Below are 14,925 nucleotides of genomic sequence, written 5' to 3'. Positions count from 1 at the left end.
GACGATGGCTGAGAACGGCGCGAAGGCGACGGTCACGCTCACGATCGACGGGGTCGAGGTCACGGTCCCGAGCGGCACGCGCGTCATCGAGGCGGCGGAGCACGTGGGCGTCGTCGTGCCGCGCTACTGCTACCATCCGGGCATCCCGACCCGGCCGGCGCAGTGCCGCATGTGTCTCGTGGAGGTCGAGGGACGCCCCAAGCTCGAGCCCTCGTGTACGCTGCAGGCGGCCGACGACATGGTCGTGAATACGGCGAGCGACACGGCGCGCACGGCCCGCCAGTCGGTCATCGAGTTCCTCCTCGTCAACCACCCGCTCGACTGCCCGATCTGCGACGCGGCGGGGCAGTGCATGCTCCAGGACTACGCCTACGTCACGAACCAGCTCGAGAGCCGGGTCGACGAGCCGAAGCGGATCATGGGGCGCGACCGCATCTCCGACGACATCCTCTACTTCGCGGACCGCTGCGTCATCTGCACGCGCTGCGTGCGCTTCATGCGGGACGTGGCGGAGGACGACTCGCTCATCGTCGCCCAGCGCGGGGACAAGGCCTACATCGACACCTTCCCGGGACGCGAACTCGACAACCCCTTCCAGGGGAACATCGTCGACGTGTGCCCGGTCGGCGCGCTCGTGCACGAGGACTTCGTGTTCAAGGCGCGGGCGTGGGACATGGACGCGACGGCGAGCGTGTGCCCGGGGTGCCCGACCGGCTGCAACGTCACGATCGACACGAAGGAGAACCAGATCGTGCGCGTGAAGCCGCGGCACAACGCGGCGGTCAACTCGTGGTGGATGTGCGACTACGGGCGCAATCACCTCGTGATGACGAACCGCGGCGTGCGGGCCGAGGTCCCCCTCATCCGCGACGGCGGGGACGATAGCGGCGACGACGGCGGTGCCCTGCGGCCGGTCGACTGGGCGACGGCGCTCGACTGGGTGACGGAGAAGGTTGACGCGCTTGGCGCGCCCGGCGGCAGCGCCGTCGTGTCGCCGGACGCCTCGAACGAGAACCTGTTCTACGTGCACAGGCTGCTCGAACGGCTCGGGGTCGCGGGCGCGGCGTTCCGGGTGGAGCAGGGGGAGACGGCCGAGTTGCCCACGGTGCCGACGCTCAAGCTGCGGGCGGACCGCGCCGCGAACGTCGCGGGCGCCGAGATCTTCGGCGGGCGGCGCGCGGACGGTCTCCCCGGCGGCCCGGCGGGCGGGGTGCTCGTCGTGCTCGATGACGACCTCGAGGGGGCCGGCGAGGACTTCGGCGCCTCGGCCGACTTCTTCCTCTACCTCGGCACGCGGCTCCCCGGCGCGGCGCGCAACGCGGACGCGGTGCTCCCGATCGCGACCTTCGCGGAGATGGACGGCACGTTCACGAACTTCGAGGGCCGCGTGCAGCGCTTCCACCAGGCGCTGAGGCCGCCCGGGCTGGCCCGCCCCGGCTGGATGGTGCTGAGCCGCGTGCTCGCCCGCCTGGGAGACGGCGAGGCCGTCAACGAGGTGCGCGGCGCGTTCGAGCGCATGGTGGCGGAGGCTCCGGCCTTCGCGGGCCTCACGTGGGACGGGATCGGCCTCAAGGGCGCCCCGGCCGCCGGCTCGGCCACGGCGGCGGCCGCCGCGGCCGGCATCCACGGTCCGCAGAAGGCTGACGCGTGAACGCGGTCACCGGCGCCGCTTTCGCCCTCGCCACCGTGGGGAAGGTCATGGTCTTCTTCACCTTGCTCATGCTCGCGGTCATGCTCGCCACGATCTTCGAGCGCAAGGTGTGCGGCTTCATGCAGGACCGGAGCGGCCCCAACCGCGTCGGGCCGTGGGGACTCCTGCAGGTCATCGCCGACGGGCTCAAGAACCTCCTCAAGGAAGAGACGATGCCGGAGCAGGCGGTCCGGCCCTTCTTCCTCCTCGCGCCCGTCCTCGCGATCGTGCCGGCCACCATCCTCTTCGCCGTCATCCCCTTCGCCTCTCCCCTGCCCACGCAGTGGGGACTCGTGGAGATGATCGTGGCGGACGTGCCGATCGGTTTCCTCTACGTGCTCGCGATCGGTTCGATCGGCGTGTACGGCGTCGCCATGGGCGGCTGGGCCTCCGGGTCGAAGTACTCGCTGCTCGGCGGCCTGCGCGGCTCCGCGCAGATGGTGAGCTACGAGGTCGCGCTCGCGCTCAGCCTCGTCCCGCTCATCCTGCTGACCGGCGACGTGCGCGCCCCCGAGATCGTCTCCATGCAGCAGACGTTCACCGCGGGGCCGGCGACCTACGCGACCTGGTTCGTGTTTCCGCTCCTCATCGGTCTCTTCTTCTTCTTCGTGTCGGGGCTCGCGGAGACGAACCGCCTCCCGTTCGACATGCCCGAAGCGGAGGCCGAACTCATCACCGGATACCACACGGAGTATTCGGCGATGAAGTTCTCGATGTTCATGATCGGCGAGTTCGCGCACGTGATCACGGTCGCGGCGCTCGTCACGGTCTTCTTCCTCGGCGGGTGGGACATCCCGTTCTGGCAGGGGGACAACATCCGCGTCCTCTCCGACGGGACGGTGATCGGGGAGCCGACGTGGTGGAAGACGCTGCTCACGCTCGGCGCCTTCGGCGTGAAGACGTCGCTGCTCGTGCTCGTCTTCGTATGGATTCGGTGGACGCTGCCGCGCTTCCGCTACGACCAGCTCATGGACCTGGGCTGGAAGTTCATGCTCGAAGCGGTGACGGTCTACATCCTCGTCATCGCCTTCGTCATCCTCGGCATCGAGGCGGTCGGGATCCCGGCCGGCGGCTGGTACGCGTTCGTGCTTTTCCTCGTGAACCTTGCGCTCGCGGGGGTGCTCTTCTTCGCCATGGACCGGGGGACGCTGATCCGCGGCGGGGCGAAGGGGACGAAGTCGGCCGGCGGCGCCGGTCAGGGAGGGTAGAGGTCAGATGCCTGGAGATGTGAAGGTCGTGGAGCGCCCGCGGGCCGAGAGCTCGTACGTGCGGGCGGCGGCGAAGGGGATGTCGATCACCATGCGGCACCTCCTGAGCCCGAACAAGAAGACGCAGCAGTACCCGGACGAGAAGTGGGAACTCGCGCCTCGCACGCGCGGCACGCACCGCATGGCGGTGCACGAGGACGGACGGGCGAAGTGCGTGGCGTGCGGCCTGTGCCCGACCGTGTGTCCCGTGAACTGCATCAAGCTGGTGCCGGCGGAGGACGAGAACGGCGAGCGCTACGCGGCGATCTACGAGATCGACGAGTTCCGCTGCATCTTCTGCGGCTACTGCCAGGAGGTGTGCCCGGTGGAGGCGATCCACCTCGGCGTGCACTACGAGAACGCGGAGTACTCGCGCGAGCGCTGGGTGTACGACCTCGAGCGCCTCGTCGAGCAGGAGCACCCCGTGACGGCGCTGTGGGATCCGCAGGACCCGGCGTCGCAGTGATGGCGCGATCGATACCGAGATGATCCAGGACTTCCTCTTCCAGGCCTTCGCGGCGGGTTCGATTCTGGGCGCGGTGATCATGGTCACGCGCCGGAACCCCGTGTCCGCGGTGATCTTCCTGGTCGGCGTGTTCTTCGCCACGTCGGGCATGTTCCTTATGCTGGACGCGCACTACATCGCGGCGATCAACGTGATCCTGTACGGCGGGGCCATCATGGTCCTGTTCCTCTTCGTTCTCATGCTCCTGAACCTGGGGCACGCGGACTGGCGCGACCTGCGGGGGCCGGTGGGCGGGCTCATCGGCGGCTCGATCTCCATCGCCTTCCTCGGCGTGCTCACGCGCCTCTTCGTGGGCGGGACGGACGCGCGCCCCGTCGTGGAGCTCGCCGGCAGCGCGCTGCGCGAGGCGGCGGCGGAGCAGGGGGTCGTCGGCGTCGTGGCCCGGCCGCTCTTCACGGAGTACACGATCGTGCTCGAGGTCACCGGCGTCCTCCTGCTCGTGTCCATGGTGGGCACGATCCTGCTCGCCCGCAGGGAGCGGAGCGTGGGCGAGAGGGAGCGGACGTGAACGAGGCGGGCATGGCGGCCGCGCTCGGCCTGAACGGGCTCATCGCCCTCTTCGTGAGCGCGATCCTGTTCACGATCGGCGTGATCGGGGTCCTGCTGCGGCGCAACGCGATCATCGTCTTCATGTGCATCGAACTGATGCTGAACGCCGCGAACCTGTCCCTCGTCGCCTTCTCGCGCATGCACGGGATCGAGGGCCAGATCTTCGTCTTCTTCGTCATGGCCGTGGCCGCGGCGGAGGCCGCCGTGGGGCTCGCGATCATCATCGCGATCTTCCGGCACTATGAAGTCGTGGACCTCGACCGCTTCCGGCTCCTGAAGTGGTGAGCCTCGGCGCGGTCGCGGCGGCGGGCCCCGGGGCGCTCTCGGCGGGAGCCGCCGCCCTCGCGGGTCAGGAGGGCGCGGCGGGCGGGTTCCAGCCCGTGCTCCCGTGGCTCATCCTCGCCCTCCCGCTGCTCGGGGCGGCGGTCAACGGGATCGGGGCCTTCCTGTGGCGCGACGACAAGCGGCTTCCGACGATCGTCGGGCCCGCGGCGCTGCTCGGGAGCTTCGCGGTCGTCCTCGTGAACTTCATCGCGATGAGCGGCGCGGATCTGCACGGCGCGGAAGTCGTCGGCCTGTGGAACTGGATCGTGTCCGGGGACCTCCGCATCGGCGTCGACCTCCAGTTCGACCAGCTCTCGATGCTGATGTGCATGATCGTCACCGGCGTCGGGAGCCTGATCCACATCTATTCCGTCGGCTACATGCGCGACGATCCGGGCTATTCGCGCTACTTCTCGTATCTCAACCTGTTCGTCTTCTTCATGCTCGTCCTCGTCCTCGGGGCCAGCTTCCCGCTGATGTTCGTGGGCTGGGAGGGCGTGGGGCTGTGTTCGTACCTGCTCATCGGCTTCTGGTACGAGAACCGGGACTACGCGAACGCGGGCAAGAAGGCGTTCATCATGAACCGGATCGGCGACGCGGGGTTCCTCGTCGCCATGTTCCTCGTCTTCATGGCCTTCGGGACGCTGGACTTCATCCCCGTCCTCGAGGCGGCGGACGGGACGCTCGCGTACGGCGGCGCGCTCGTCACGGGGATCACGCTCCTCCTCTTCCTCGGCTGCACCGGGAAGTCGGCCCAGATTCCGCTCCACACATGGCTGCCCGACGCGATGGCGGGCCCCACGCCCGTCTCGGCGCTCATTCACGCGGCCACGATGGTGACGGCCGGCGTCTATCTCATCGCGCGCACCAGCGTCCTGTTCGCGCTCTCGCCCGTGGCTCAGGGCGTGGTGGCGGCGGTCGGGGCGGGGACGGCGCTCTTCGCGGCCTCGATCGCGATCCGGCAGTACGACATCAAGAAGGTGCTCGCGTACTCCACGATCTCGCAGCTCGGCTACATGTTCCTCGCCGTCGGGGTGGGGGCGTTCACGGCCGGCGTCTTCCATCTGATGACGCACGCCTTCTTCAAGGCGCTCCTCTTCCTGGGAGCGGGGGCCGTGATCCACGCGGTGCACCACGCGTGGGCGCATGGAGATGGGCACGGCGACGGGCAGGAACAGGAAGACGGGCACGGCGACGCGCACCACGGCGACCCGAACGACATGCGGAACCACGGCGGGCTCCGGAAGTTCATGCCGCGCACGTTCGTCTTCATGTGGGTCGCGACGCTCGCCATCGCGGGGGTGCCGCCGCTGGCCGGGTTCTTCTCGAAGGACGAAATCATCTGGTACTCGGGGGCGTACGGATCCCCGATCCTGTGGGGCGTGGCGCTGGCCACGGCGCTGCTCACGGCGGTCTACATGGCCCGGCTCATGGTGCTGACCTTCCACGGGGGGAACCGGACCTTCGGCCACAGGGGAGGGGCGGAAGCGGGACGGAAGCTGCACGAGGTGCCCGCCGTCATGTGGGCCCCGCTGGCGGTGCTCGCGGTCCTCTCCGTGGTGGGGGGCTGGGCGAACATCCCCGAGGCACTGCCGCTGCTGCCGACGTTCGAGTGGCTGCATCACTGGCTGGAGCCGGTGTTCGCGCCGGCGATCGCCGTCAAGGAGGCGCACGGCTTCGCGCCCGAATACCGGTCGCCCGTCGGGGGCGGCGAGGCGCTGTGGGCGGTGATCTCCGCCGCGATCGCGATCGCGGCCGTGGTGGGGACGGTGCGCTTCCTGTCGCCGAAGCCGGTGCCGACCGAGGCGGAGGCGGTGGCGCCGACCGGGTTCGCCCGCGTGCTCCACGACAAATGGTACGTGGATGAACTGTACGACCGCGCGATCGTCCGCCCCTCGCTCGCCCTGTGGCGCGCCTGCTGGCGGATCGTGGACGCGGGGCTCATCGACGGCGCCGTGAACGGCGCCGGGCGGGCCGCCCGCCTCCTCGGATGGGCCGGGGGACAGCTCCAGACGGGCCGCGTGACCACCTACCTCGTCGCCTTCATGCTCGGGGCCCTCCTCGTTCTCGGGGTGCTCTCGTGATGGCCTTCTACGACGGGCACTGGATCCTGACCGCGCTCGTGGTCCTCCCCCTCGTGGGCGGCGCGGCCTGCCTCGTGGCGCCGGAGGCGCGCGCGAAGACCGTCGCCCTCGCGACGACGCTCGTCCTGTTCGCGCTCTCGCTGCCGCTCTTCTGGACCTTCGACACGGCGGAGCCGGGGTTCCAGAACCTCGTCTCCATCCCGTGGATCGAGGCGTGGGGGATCTCCTACGCGGTGGGCCTGGACGGGATCTCCATCCTCATGATCCTGCTCACGACCTTCACGATGCCGCTGGCCGTGGCGGGGTCCTTCTCCTACATCCGGCGCCGGGAGCGCGCCTTCTACGCGATGCTCCTCTTCCTCACGACGGGGATGATCGGCGTCTTCGTCGCCCTCGATCTCTTCCTGTTCTACGTGTTCTGGGAGATCATGCTGATTCCGATGTACTTCCTCATCGGGGTCTGGGGTGGGGAGCGCCGGATCTATTCCGCCGTGAAGTTTTTCCTCTACACGGCGGTGGGCTCGCTCCTCATGCTGGTCGCGATCGTGACCCTCGCCTGGATCTTCCAGGACGGCTCCGGGGCGTGGAGCTTCGCCTACGAGGATCTGGTGTCGCTGGAACTCGCGCGGCGGGCGCAACTGTGGCTCTTCGCGGGGTTCGCGCTCGCGTTCGCGATCAAGGTGCCGCTCTTCCCGTTCCACACCTGGCTGCCCGACGCGCACGTGGAGGCGCCGACGGCGGGTTCGGTGATCCTGGCGGGCGTGCTGCTGAAGATGGGCGTGTACGGGTTCCTCCGCTTCGGACTCCCCTTCTTCCCGGCCGCGGCAACGGACCCGATGGTGGTGAACGCGATGCTCGTGCTGGGGCTGATCGGGATCCTCTACGCGGCTTGGGTGGCGGCGGTGCAGCCGGACGCGAAGAAGCTCATCGCCTATACGTCGGTCGCCCACCTCGGCTTCGTCGTGCTCGGCGTGTTCGGGCTCACGACGCAGGGGATCGAGGGCGGCATCCTGCAGATGGTGAACCACGGGATCTCGACGGGCGCGCTCTTCCTCCTCATCGGGATGCTGTACGAGCGGCGCCACTCGCGGCAGATCGCCGACTTCGGCGGCATCGCGAAGGTGATGCCGGTGTTCGCCTTCGCGCTCGTCGTCGTCGCGCTGTCCTCCGTCGGGCTGCCGGGGACGAACGGCTTCGTCGGCGAGTTCCTGATCCTCGTGGGGACGTTCAGGACGCACCCGTGGATCGCCGCCATCGCCACGACGGGCGTGATCTTCGCGGCCTGCTACATGCTGCCCATGGTGCAGCGCGTGCTCTTCAACCGCCTCGACCGCGAGGAGAACCGGGCGCTCACCGACGTGAACCGCCGGGAGCGGCTGATCCTCGCGCCGCTCCTCGCGCTCATCCTGCTCATCGGCGTGTGGCCGGGCCCCTTCCTGAACCGGACGCGGGCGTCGGTGCAGGCGCTGATCGAGCAGGTGGAGACGCGGTCGGCGAACGTCGCGTCGTCGGAGGCTGGCGCCGTCGAACTCGGACTCGAGGCCGGGACCCAGGCCGAACCCGGGGTCGGGCTGGAGGGCGGGGCCGATGCCGGGGGAGGGGAGTGACGTGAATCACTGGGTCGCGCTCCTGCCGGAGGTCGTCCTGTCGCTGGCCGCGATGTTCATCCTCATGCGCGACGCCTTCGTGCGGTCGGACGCGGGTGGTGCGGGCGCTGCGGGGGCCGCGGGAGGCGCCGGCGGCGGCGGGCGGATGTCCGTCGACTGCCTCGTCACGCTGTACTCGATCGCGGGCGCGTTCATCGCCAGCCTGTGGCTCATGGACGCTTCCGCGCCGCCGGACGCGATGATCGCGCTCGACGGCTTCCGGGTGGCGGCGGACACCATCCTGTGCGGCGGGGCTCTGCTCGTGGTGTCGCTCTCGCGCGACTACCTCAGCCGGGAAGGGCTGCGGTCGCCGGAGTTCCACGCGCTGATTCTCCTCGCCCTCGTCGGAATGATGGTGCTCGTCGCGGCGCGCGACCTCATCCTCCTCTTCGTCGGCCTCGAGCTGATGTCGATTTCCGTGTACGTCCTCACGGGGTTCGTGCGGAAGAACCCGCGCTCCTCCGAGGCGAGCCTCAAGTACTTCATCGTGGGCGCCTTCGCGAGCGCCTTCGTCGTGTACGGGATGGCGCTCCTCTACGGGGCCACCGGGACGACGCGCCTGGCCACTGCCGCCGAGCGCATCGCGGCCGCGCCGGCCGGGGGAGACCTCCTCCTCGTCGCCGGCATCGGCCTCCTGCTCATCGGCTTCGCGTTCAAGATCGCCGCCGTTCCCTTCCACATGTGGGCCCCGGACGCGTACGACGGTGCGCCGACGCCGGTCACGTCGTTCATGGCGACGGGGGTCAAGGCGGCCGCCTTCGTCGCCCTCCTGCGCGTGCTGACCGTGGATCTCGGGGGTGCAGCCGAGGTGTGGAAGGGCGCGGTGTGGTGGCTCGCGATCCTGACCATGATCGTGCCCAACCTCGTCGCGCTCTCGCAGCAGGACGTGAAGCGGATGCTCGCCTACTCCTCGGTGGCGCACGCCGGATACCTCCTCGTCGGCGTTGTCGCGGCCTCCGAACTGGGGCGGTCCGCCTCGATCTTCTACCTCGCGGCGTACACCGTGGTGACCGCGGGGAGCTTCGCCATCGTCTTCCACGTGGCGGGGCGGGGCGACCGCAACCAGCGCGTGCGCGACTACCGCGGGCTGGGCTGGCGGCGTCCGGTGCTCGGGGCCGCGCTCCTCGTCTTCCTGCTCTCGCTGGCCGGCTTCCCGCCCACGGCGGGCTTCGTCGGCAAGCTGTACCTGCTGCGCGCGGCGGTGGATGCGGGGGAGATTTCGCTGGCGGTCACGCTCGTCCTTACGAGCCTCGTCGCCTACTACTACTACCTCCGCGTGGTGTGGAAGATGTACTTCGAGGCGGCGCCCGAGGACGCCCACACGCCACCGCCGCCCAGGCCGGGGTTCAACCTCGCGATCGGGACCTGCGTGGCGCTGATCCTGCTCGGCGGGCTCTTCCCGGGACGCATCATCGACCGGGCCCGCGAGGCGCTCGCGGATGCCCCTTCTGATGCGCCCGCGCCGGGCATGGTCGTCCAAGCCGAGGATCCGCCGACCCCCTGATGCCGATCCACTCCGGAATCTTCCGCGAATACGACATTCGCGGGATCGTCGGGGACGACCTGACGGAGACGGCGGCCGAACTCGTGGGGCGCGCCTTCGGGACCGAGCTCGCGGACCGTCCGGCCCCGCGCGTCGTCGTGGGGCACGACAACCGGCCTTCTTCGCCGGTGCTCTCGGCCGCGCTGTGCCGGGGTCTGTGCGCGGCGGGCGTCGACGTGACGACGGTCGGGACCGTCCCCACGCCCACCCTCTATTTCGCGGCGATCGAGTTCGGGACGGACGGGGCGATCCAGATCACCGGATCCCACAATCCGCCCGAATACAACGGGATCAAGATGGTGCGGGACGGCGCGGCGCTATACGGCCCGGCGATCCGGGCCCTGCGGGACCGGATCGAGGCGGAGGCCTTCGCGTCGGGCCGAGGGGAGATGCGGGAGGCGGAGATCCTCGACCGCTACGTGGAGGAGATTGCCGCGCGCGGGCGCGTCGAGGGTGACGTGCGCATGGTGCTCGACTGCGGGAACGGGGTGGGGAGCGTCATCGCGGTGCGCGCCCTCACCGCCGCGGGCATCGACGTGGATGGTCTCTACTGCGAATCGGACGGAACCTTCCCGAACCACCACCCGGATCCGACGGTGGACGAGTACATACAGGACCTCATCGCGCGCGTGCCCGCGACCGGCGCGGACCTCGGCGTGGGGCTCGACGGCGATGCGGATCGGATCGGCGCCGTGACCGACGAGGGGAAGATCATCCGGGGGGACCACCTGCTGCTTCTCTTTGCGCGGGAGGTGCTGGCGGAGCGGCCGGGGGCCGAGGTCGTCTTCGACGTGAAGTGCTCGCAGGCGCTGCCGCGGGTCATCCGGGCCCACGGGGGCGTTCCCGTGATGTGGAAGACGGGACACTCGCTCATCAAGGAGCGCATGCGGGCCGGGGGATCTCCGATCGCGGGTGAGATGAGCGGCCATATCTGCTTTGCGGACAGGTTCTTCGGCACTGACGATGCAATCTATGCGGCCGCCCGACTCGCGGGTCTTGTGTCCCGCTCGGGACGCCGGCTCTCCGCGTTGGCGGCGGAGATTCCGAGCTATCCGGCGACGCCCGAACTGCGCCTCGACTGTCCGGAAGAGCGCAAGTTCGGCCTCGTGGCGGAGGCCGTGCGCTTCTTCCGCGAGCGGTACGAGGTCATCGACATCGACGGCGTGCGCGTCCTGTTCGATGGCGGGTGGCTGCTGATCCGGGCGAGCAACACCCAGCCGGCCGTGGTGGCGCGGGTGGAGGCGGACACGGAGGAGCGCCTGGGGGAGATCGCGGAGGTGGCGCGGGCGTTCCTCGCCAGTCAGGGGGTCGACCTGCCGGCGGTTTGAAGCGAAATTCGAATCTTCCCGCGCGGCGGCCGCGGAGCTTTCGCCACGGGCTGCCGGACCCATGCGGGACCCGAGACGGGGGTATGACGACGATCCGATGAACATTCATGAATACCAGGCGCGGGCGATCTTCGCGCGGCACGGCATCCCCGTGCCGGAGGCCGAGGTCGCCGCGACGGCGGACGAAGCCGCGGCGGCGGCCGAACGCTTCGGCGGACGGGTCGTCGTCAAGGCCCAGGTCCACGCCGGCGGGCGCGGCAAGGCGGGCGGCGTCAAGCTCGCCTCGACGCCGGCCGAGGCGCGCGGCAGCGCCGAAGCCATCCTCGGGATGGAGATCAAGGGGATCGAAGTGCGGCGGGTCCTCGTCGCGCCGGCCGAGGACATCGCATCGGAGGCCTACGTCGGCATCGTGCTCGACCGGGCGCGCCGGGCGGACACGATCATGGTCTCCTCGGAGGGCGGCGTGGACATCGAGGAGGTGGCGGCGACCATGCCCGGGGCGATCCGCAAGGTCGCCGTGGACCCGCGCTACGGCCTCCTCGCCCACCAGGCGGCCCTGCTCGGCTACCACCTGTACGACGACCCGGGCGCGGCGCGGCAGGCCTCGTCCATCATCGCGAAGCTCTACGCGGCGTACCGGGCGAGTGGCGCCACGCTGGCGGAAATCAACCCGATGATCGTGAACCCCGCCGGAGAGGTGAAGGCGATCGACGCGAAGATGAACATCGACGACAACGCCCTCTTCCGGCTCCCCGGGATCGCGGCCCTCCGCGACACGGAGGCGGAGAATCCGGCCGAGGTCCGCGCGCGCGAGGCGGGCCTCTCCTACATCCCGCTCGACGGCAACGTCGGGTGCTGCGTGAACGGGGCCGGCCTCGCAATGGCCACGATGGACCTGGTCAAGTACTACGGCGGCGAGCCCGCGAACTTCCTCGACATCGGGGGTTCCTCGAATCCCGACAAGGTCGTGGCGGCGCTCGAACTCATCACCGAGGACCCGAACGTGAACTCGATCCTGTTCAACATCTTCGGCGGCATCACGCGCTGCGACGATGTCGCGAACGGGATCGTGGAGGCGACGAGCCGGATGGAACTCGGGGTTCCGATCACGATCCGCCTCACGGGAACGAACGAGGAGGCGGGGGTCGCGATCCTCGCCGCGCAGGGGTTCGAGGCCATGGTGGACATGGACCGGGCGGTCGAAACGGCCGTTCGGCGCGCGGTCGGCGGCACCGGCGGCGGCACCGGCGGCGAGCCCGGGGACGGCCGCTGATGGGGATCTTCATCGGAGACGATACGAGGCTCGTGGTCCAGGGCATCACCGGGCGCGACGGCTCGTTCCACACGCGGCAGATGATGGAGTACGGCACGGGGGTCGTGGCCGGGGTGACCCCGGGGAAGGGCGGCCGGACGTTCGACGGCGCCGTGCCCGTGTTCGACACCGTGGAGGAGGCGGTGGCCGAGGCGGGGGCGAACGCGAGCGTCATCTACGTGCCCGCGCGCTTCGCGGCGGACGCGGTGTTCGAGGCGGCGGACGCGGGGATCGCGCTCATCGTGTGCATCACCGAGGGCGTGCCTGTCGGGGACATGCTGCGCGTGCTGCCGTACGTGCGGGAGAAGGGCGCCCGCCTCATCGGCCCCAACTGCCCGGGGCTCATCGTCCCGGGCCGCTGCAAGGTCGGGATTCTGCCCGGCCAGATCGTGCGCGAGGGGCCGGTCGGGATCGTGAGCCGTTCCGGCACCCTCACCTACGAGGTCATCTTCCAGCTCACGCGCGCCGGGATCGGACAGTCCGCCTGCGTCGGGATCGGGGGGGACCCGCTCATCGGCACGGATTTCGTCGATTGCCTGGCGGCGTTCGAGGCGGATCCGGAGACCGAGGCCGTTGCGGTGATCGGGGAGATCGGCGGGACGGACGAGCAGGTGGCGGCGGAGTACGTGTCGCGGGAGATGAGCAAGCCCGTCGTCGGGTTCATCGCGGGCCAGACGGCGCCTCCCGGCCGGCGCATGGGGCACGCGGGAGCGATCATCTCCGGCTCCGAGGGGACGGCGGAAGAGAAGATCCGCGCCTTCGAGAGCCACGGGATCGGCGTCGCGCGGCGGCCCGCCGACCTGGTGGGCCTCATCCGCGACCGGTAGATCGGCGCGGCGGGGGGGCAGGGACGCTGCCAGGCAGGAGGCGGTAATGAAGGTACGTGAGATCATGACCCGCGACGTGACGACGGTCCCTCCCGGCATGACGCTGGAGGAGGCGGCGGACATACTCGCGCGCAGGCGGCTCCGTGCGATGCCCGTCATCGATGACGAGGGCCATGTGCTCGGCATGCTCACGGACCGCCTGTTGATCAGTGGCCTCCTGCCCGAACTCGAGCGGGCGGAGGCGGGCGCGCCGGCGACGCGAGGTGCTCACGCCGGCGAGGTGCGCGACATCATGGAACGGGCCGTGATGTGCGTGAAGGAGGACGAACCGCTGGCCAACGTGGTCCGTCTGATGCTGGACAGGGAAATCGAACGTCTGCCGGTCGTGCGCGAGGGCCAGCTCGTCGGGTTCCTCACGCGCGGCGACATTATCCGGAGGCTCCTCCTTCGGGACGCGGCGGACGAAGCGGAAGAAACGAAAGGGGAGTGAAGCCGTGCAGACGATGACGCTCGCGATCATCAAGCCCGATGCGTTCGGGTCCGGGAAGGCGGGCAGGGTCCTCGCGGCGCTCGAGGACGCGGGTTTTCGCATACGGGGGTCGCGGGTTCTGCGGCTGCGGCGCGCCGGAGCCGAAGCGTTCTACGCCGTGCACCGGGAGCGGCCCTTCTTCGGGGCGCTCGTGGAGTTCATGACGTCGGGGCCCTGCATGGCGCTCGCGCTCGAACACGACCGGGCGGTGCCCTACCTGCGCGAGGTCATCGGCGCCACCGACCCGGCGGAGGCCGCGCCGGGCACCGTGCGCGCGCTGTACGCGGAGAGCAAGGAGCGCAACGCGATCCACGGCTCCGACTCCGACGAGAACGCGCGGGCGGAACTCGGCTTTTTCTTCGGACAGGTCGACCTCATCGAGAGCGCGTGAGCCCGCCTCGCGCATCGCCATTGCCGAACCCGGCGGAACCCGCGCGCATCGGACTTGCCGGCCTCGACGGCGGCCCCATCGAGCGGGCGTTTCGCGTCGAAACGCCGGGTGAATCGCTCGGCGCCTTGCCGTTGCCCTTCGAGTACGTCGATGTCGAGGTCGAACTCCGGCGGGCGGATGGGGCCGCGGTGCGCGCCCGGGGCACGCTCGGGGCACGCGCCACCGTCGAGTGCCGCCGCTGCCTCGAGCCGACCCGGGTCCGCGTGCGCGCCAGGTGGGAGGCGCTGTACCGCCCGCCCGGCCGGGTCACGCCCGGGGAAGAAGGGGTCTGGGCGCTGGACGCCGACTCGGGCGAAGTGGACCTGGCGGGGCCGATCCGCGAGGAACTGTGGGTGCGCGCGCCCGCTTGGGTGGAGTGCTCGCGCGACTGCCCGGGACTCTGCCCGGCGTGCGGCGCGCGGCTCGGGGAACAGGCGTGTCGCTGCCCGCCGCCCGAACCCGACGCGCGCTGGGCCGCGCTGGAAGGGTTGGGAGGGGGTTCGACGGGCGTCTCCGAGGGCGCATCGGAAGGCGCCTCGGAGGGCGAGATTCCTTGACATTCCGGGGCGAAAAGCGCCAGTTACCGTGCTCCGTTCGAACGTTGCGGAGTTTCGTTTCAGCCGATGCCGATGGCGGGAGTGAGTTGACGATATGGCTGTTCCCAAGAGACGGACGTCGAAACAGCGCAAGCGCAAGCGGCGTACGCACTACAAGGCGCGGGACAACGCGTACCAGGCGTGCCCCAAGTGCGGGGATCCGAAGCGACCGCATCGCGTCTGCCCGACCTGCGGCTACTACGCGGACCGAGTGGTCGTTCAGATCGACGACTTTTGACGCCCCCGAGCGCGGCCGCCGCCCTCCGGCGGCCGGGCCGGGTAGATGAGTCGGGC

At 70.0% G+C, this 14,925-nt stretch carries 15 protein-coding genes; all 15 read left to right on the top strand.

Annotation, left to right across the window (positions count from 1 at the left end; translation table 11 throughout):
* The first annotated feature begins 4 nt into the window (after nt 1-4).
* The 15 genes from RN743_RS07855 to rpmF all read left to right on the top strand — a co-directional run bounded on the left by RN743_RS07855 (nt 5) and on the right by rpmF (nt 14,869).
* Nucleotides 5-1,651 (top strand): molybdopterin-dependent oxidoreductase, encoded by a 1,647-nt coding sequence (locus RN743_RS07855; RefSeq protein ID WP_310778503.1) that lies wholly within the window; start codon nt 5-7, stop codon nt 1,649-1,651.
* Nucleotides 1,648-2,898 carry a complex I subunit 1 family protein gene (locus RN743_RS07850; RefSeq protein WP_310778500.1) on the top strand — a complete coding sequence of 417 codons (1,251 nt, stop codon included), beginning with the start codon at nt 1,648-1,650 and terminating at the stop codon, nt 2,896-2,898. Before RN743_RS07855 ends, RN743_RS07850 begins: the two co-directional genes overlap by 4 nt.
* A 7-nt stretch (nt 2,899-2,905) precedes the next feature.
* Complete coding sequence (locus RN743_RS07845) at nt 2,906-3,403, top strand: NADH-quinone oxidoreductase subunit I (protein ID WP_310778497.1); 498 nt, start codon at nt 2,906-2,908, stop codon at nt 3,401-3,403.
* A 19-nt stretch (nt 3,404-3,422) separates the two neighbouring features.
* Nucleotides 3,423-3,971 carry an NADH-quinone oxidoreductase subunit J gene (locus tag RN743_RS07840; RefSeq protein WP_310778495.1) on the top strand — a complete coding sequence of 183 codons (549 nt, stop codon included), beginning with the start codon at nt 3,423-3,425 and terminating at the stop codon, nt 3,969-3,971.
* Between the two features lie 11 nt (nt 3,972-3,982).
* The gene (gene nuoK / locus RN743_RS07835) at nt 3,983-4,297 is read left to right on the top strand and encodes an NADH-quinone oxidoreductase subunit NuoK (RefSeq protein ID WP_310778609.1); all 315 of its coding nucleotides are present in this window, start codon (nt 3,983-3,985) and stop codon (nt 4,295-4,297) included.
* Nucleotides 4,294-6,420, top strand: coding sequence for an NADH-quinone oxidoreductase subunit L (locus RN743_RS07830; protein ID WP_310778492.1), 2,127 nt, complete (start codon nt 4,294-4,296; stop codon nt 6,418-6,420). The genes nuoK and RN743_RS07830 overlap by 4 nt, the downstream gene beginning before the upstream one ends.
* Nucleotides 6,420-8,027, top strand: coding sequence for an NADH-quinone oxidoreductase subunit M (locus tag RN743_RS07825; RefSeq protein ID WP_310778489.1), 1,608 nt, complete (start codon nt 6,420-6,422; stop codon nt 8,025-8,027). Before RN743_RS07830 ends, RN743_RS07825 begins: the two co-directional genes overlap by 1 nt.
* Before the next feature lies 1 nt (nt 8,028).
* Nucleotides 8,029-9,570, top strand: coding sequence for an NADH-quinone oxidoreductase subunit N (locus RN743_RS07820; protein WP_310778486.1), 1,542 nt, complete (start codon nt 8,029-8,031; stop codon nt 9,568-9,570).
* Entirely contained in the window at nt 9,570-10,937 is a 1,368-nt protein-coding gene (locus tag RN743_RS07815) for a phosphomannomutase/phosphoglucomutase (protein ID WP_310778483.1), read from the top strand. Before RN743_RS07820 ends, RN743_RS07815 begins: the two co-directional genes overlap by 1 nt.
* Before the next feature lie 97 nt (nt 10,938-11,034).
* Nucleotides 11,035-12,210 carry an ADP-forming succinate--CoA ligase subunit beta gene (sucC, locus tag RN743_RS07810; RefSeq protein ID WP_310778480.1) on the top strand — a complete coding sequence of 392 codons (1,176 nt, stop codon included), beginning with the start codon at nt 11,035-11,037 and terminating at the stop codon, nt 12,208-12,210.
* Nucleotides 12,210-13,076 (top strand): succinate--CoA ligase subunit alpha, encoded by an 867-nt coding sequence (sucD, locus tag RN743_RS07805; RefSeq protein ID WP_310778478.1) that lies wholly within the window; start codon nt 12,210-12,212, stop codon nt 13,074-13,076. The genes sucC and sucD overlap by 1 nt, the downstream gene beginning before the upstream one ends.
* A 46-nt stretch (nt 13,077-13,122) precedes the next feature.
* Nucleotides 13,123-13,566: a CBS domain-containing protein gene (locus tag RN743_RS07800; protein ID WP_310778475.1), complete on the top strand. Its 444-nt coding sequence runs from the start codon at nt 13,123-13,125 to the stop codon at nt 13,564-13,566.
* Nucleotides 13,567-13,579: 13 nt separating this feature from the next.
* Nucleotides 13,580-13,996, top strand: a complete 417-nt coding sequence (gene ndk, locus RN743_RS07795) for a nucleoside-diphosphate kinase (protein WP_310778606.1) — start codon at nt 13,580-13,582, stop codon at nt 13,994-13,996.
* Nucleotides 13,993-14,592, top strand: a complete 600-nt coding sequence (locus RN743_RS07790) for a DUF177 domain-containing protein (protein ID WP_310778470.1) — start codon at nt 13,993-13,995, stop codon at nt 14,590-14,592. Before ndk ends, RN743_RS07790 begins: the two co-directional genes overlap by 4 nt.
* Before the next feature lie 94 nt (nt 14,593-14,686).
* On the top strand, nt 14,687-14,869 hold the full coding sequence (rpmF, locus tag RN743_RS07785; RefSeq protein WP_310778468.1) for a 50S ribosomal protein L32: 183 nt from the start codon (nt 14,687-14,689) through the stop codon (nt 14,867-14,869).
* Nucleotides 14,870-14,925: the final 56 nt, after the last annotated feature.

Origin of the sequence: Candidatus Palauibacter scopulicola, assembly GCF_947581915.1 — a bacterium.
GTDB lineage: Bacteria > Gemmatimonadota > Gemmatimonadetes > Palauibacterales > Palauibacteraceae > Palauibacter > Palauibacter scopulicola.
Note: the sequence above shows the minus strand (reverse complement) of the source record. Positions and strands in the feature narration are given on the sequence as shown.

Bases quoted from the DNA above. Each gene is read 5' to 3' on its own strand.
- RN743_RS07855 (WP_310778503.1), top strand. From the start codon at position 5: ATGGCTGAGAACGGCGCGAAGGCGACGGTCACGCTCACGATCGACGGG.
- RN743_RS07845 (WP_310778497.1), top strand. From the start codon at position 2,906: ATGCCTGGAGATGTGAAGGTCGTGGAGCGCCCGCGGGCCGAGAGCTCG.
- RN743_RS07840 (WP_310778495.1), top strand. From the start codon at position 3,423: ATGATCCAGGACTTCCTCTTCCAGGCCTTCGCGGCGGGTTCGATTCTG.
- nuoK (WP_310778609.1), top strand. From the start codon at position 3,983: ATGGCGGCCGCGCTCGGCCTGAACGGGCTCATCGCCCTCTTCGTGAGC.
- RN743_RS07825 (WP_310778489.1), top strand. From the start codon at position 6,420: ATGGCCTTCTACGACGGGCACTGGATCCTGACCGCGCTCGTGGTCCTC.
- RN743_RS07815 (WP_310778483.1), top strand. From the start codon at position 9,570: ATGCCGATCCACTCCGGAATCTTCCGCGAATACGACATTCGCGGGATC.
- sucC (WP_310778480.1), top strand. From the start codon at position 11,035: ATGAACATTCATGAATACCAGGCGCGGGCGATCTTCGCGCGGCACGGC.
- sucD (WP_310778478.1), top strand. From the start codon at position 12,210: ATGGGGATCTTCATCGGAGACGATACGAGGCTCGTGGTCCAGGGCATC.
- RN743_RS07800 (WP_310778475.1), top strand. From the start codon at position 13,123: ATGAAGGTACGTGAGATCATGACCCGCGACGTGACGACGGTCCCTCCC.
- ndk (WP_310778606.1), top strand. From the start codon at position 13,580: ATGACGCTCGCGATCATCAAGCCCGATGCGTTCGGGTCCGGGAAGGCG.
- rpmF (WP_310778468.1), top strand. From the start codon at position 14,687: ATGGCTGTTCCCAAGAGACGGACGTCGAAACAGCGCAAGCGCAAGCGG.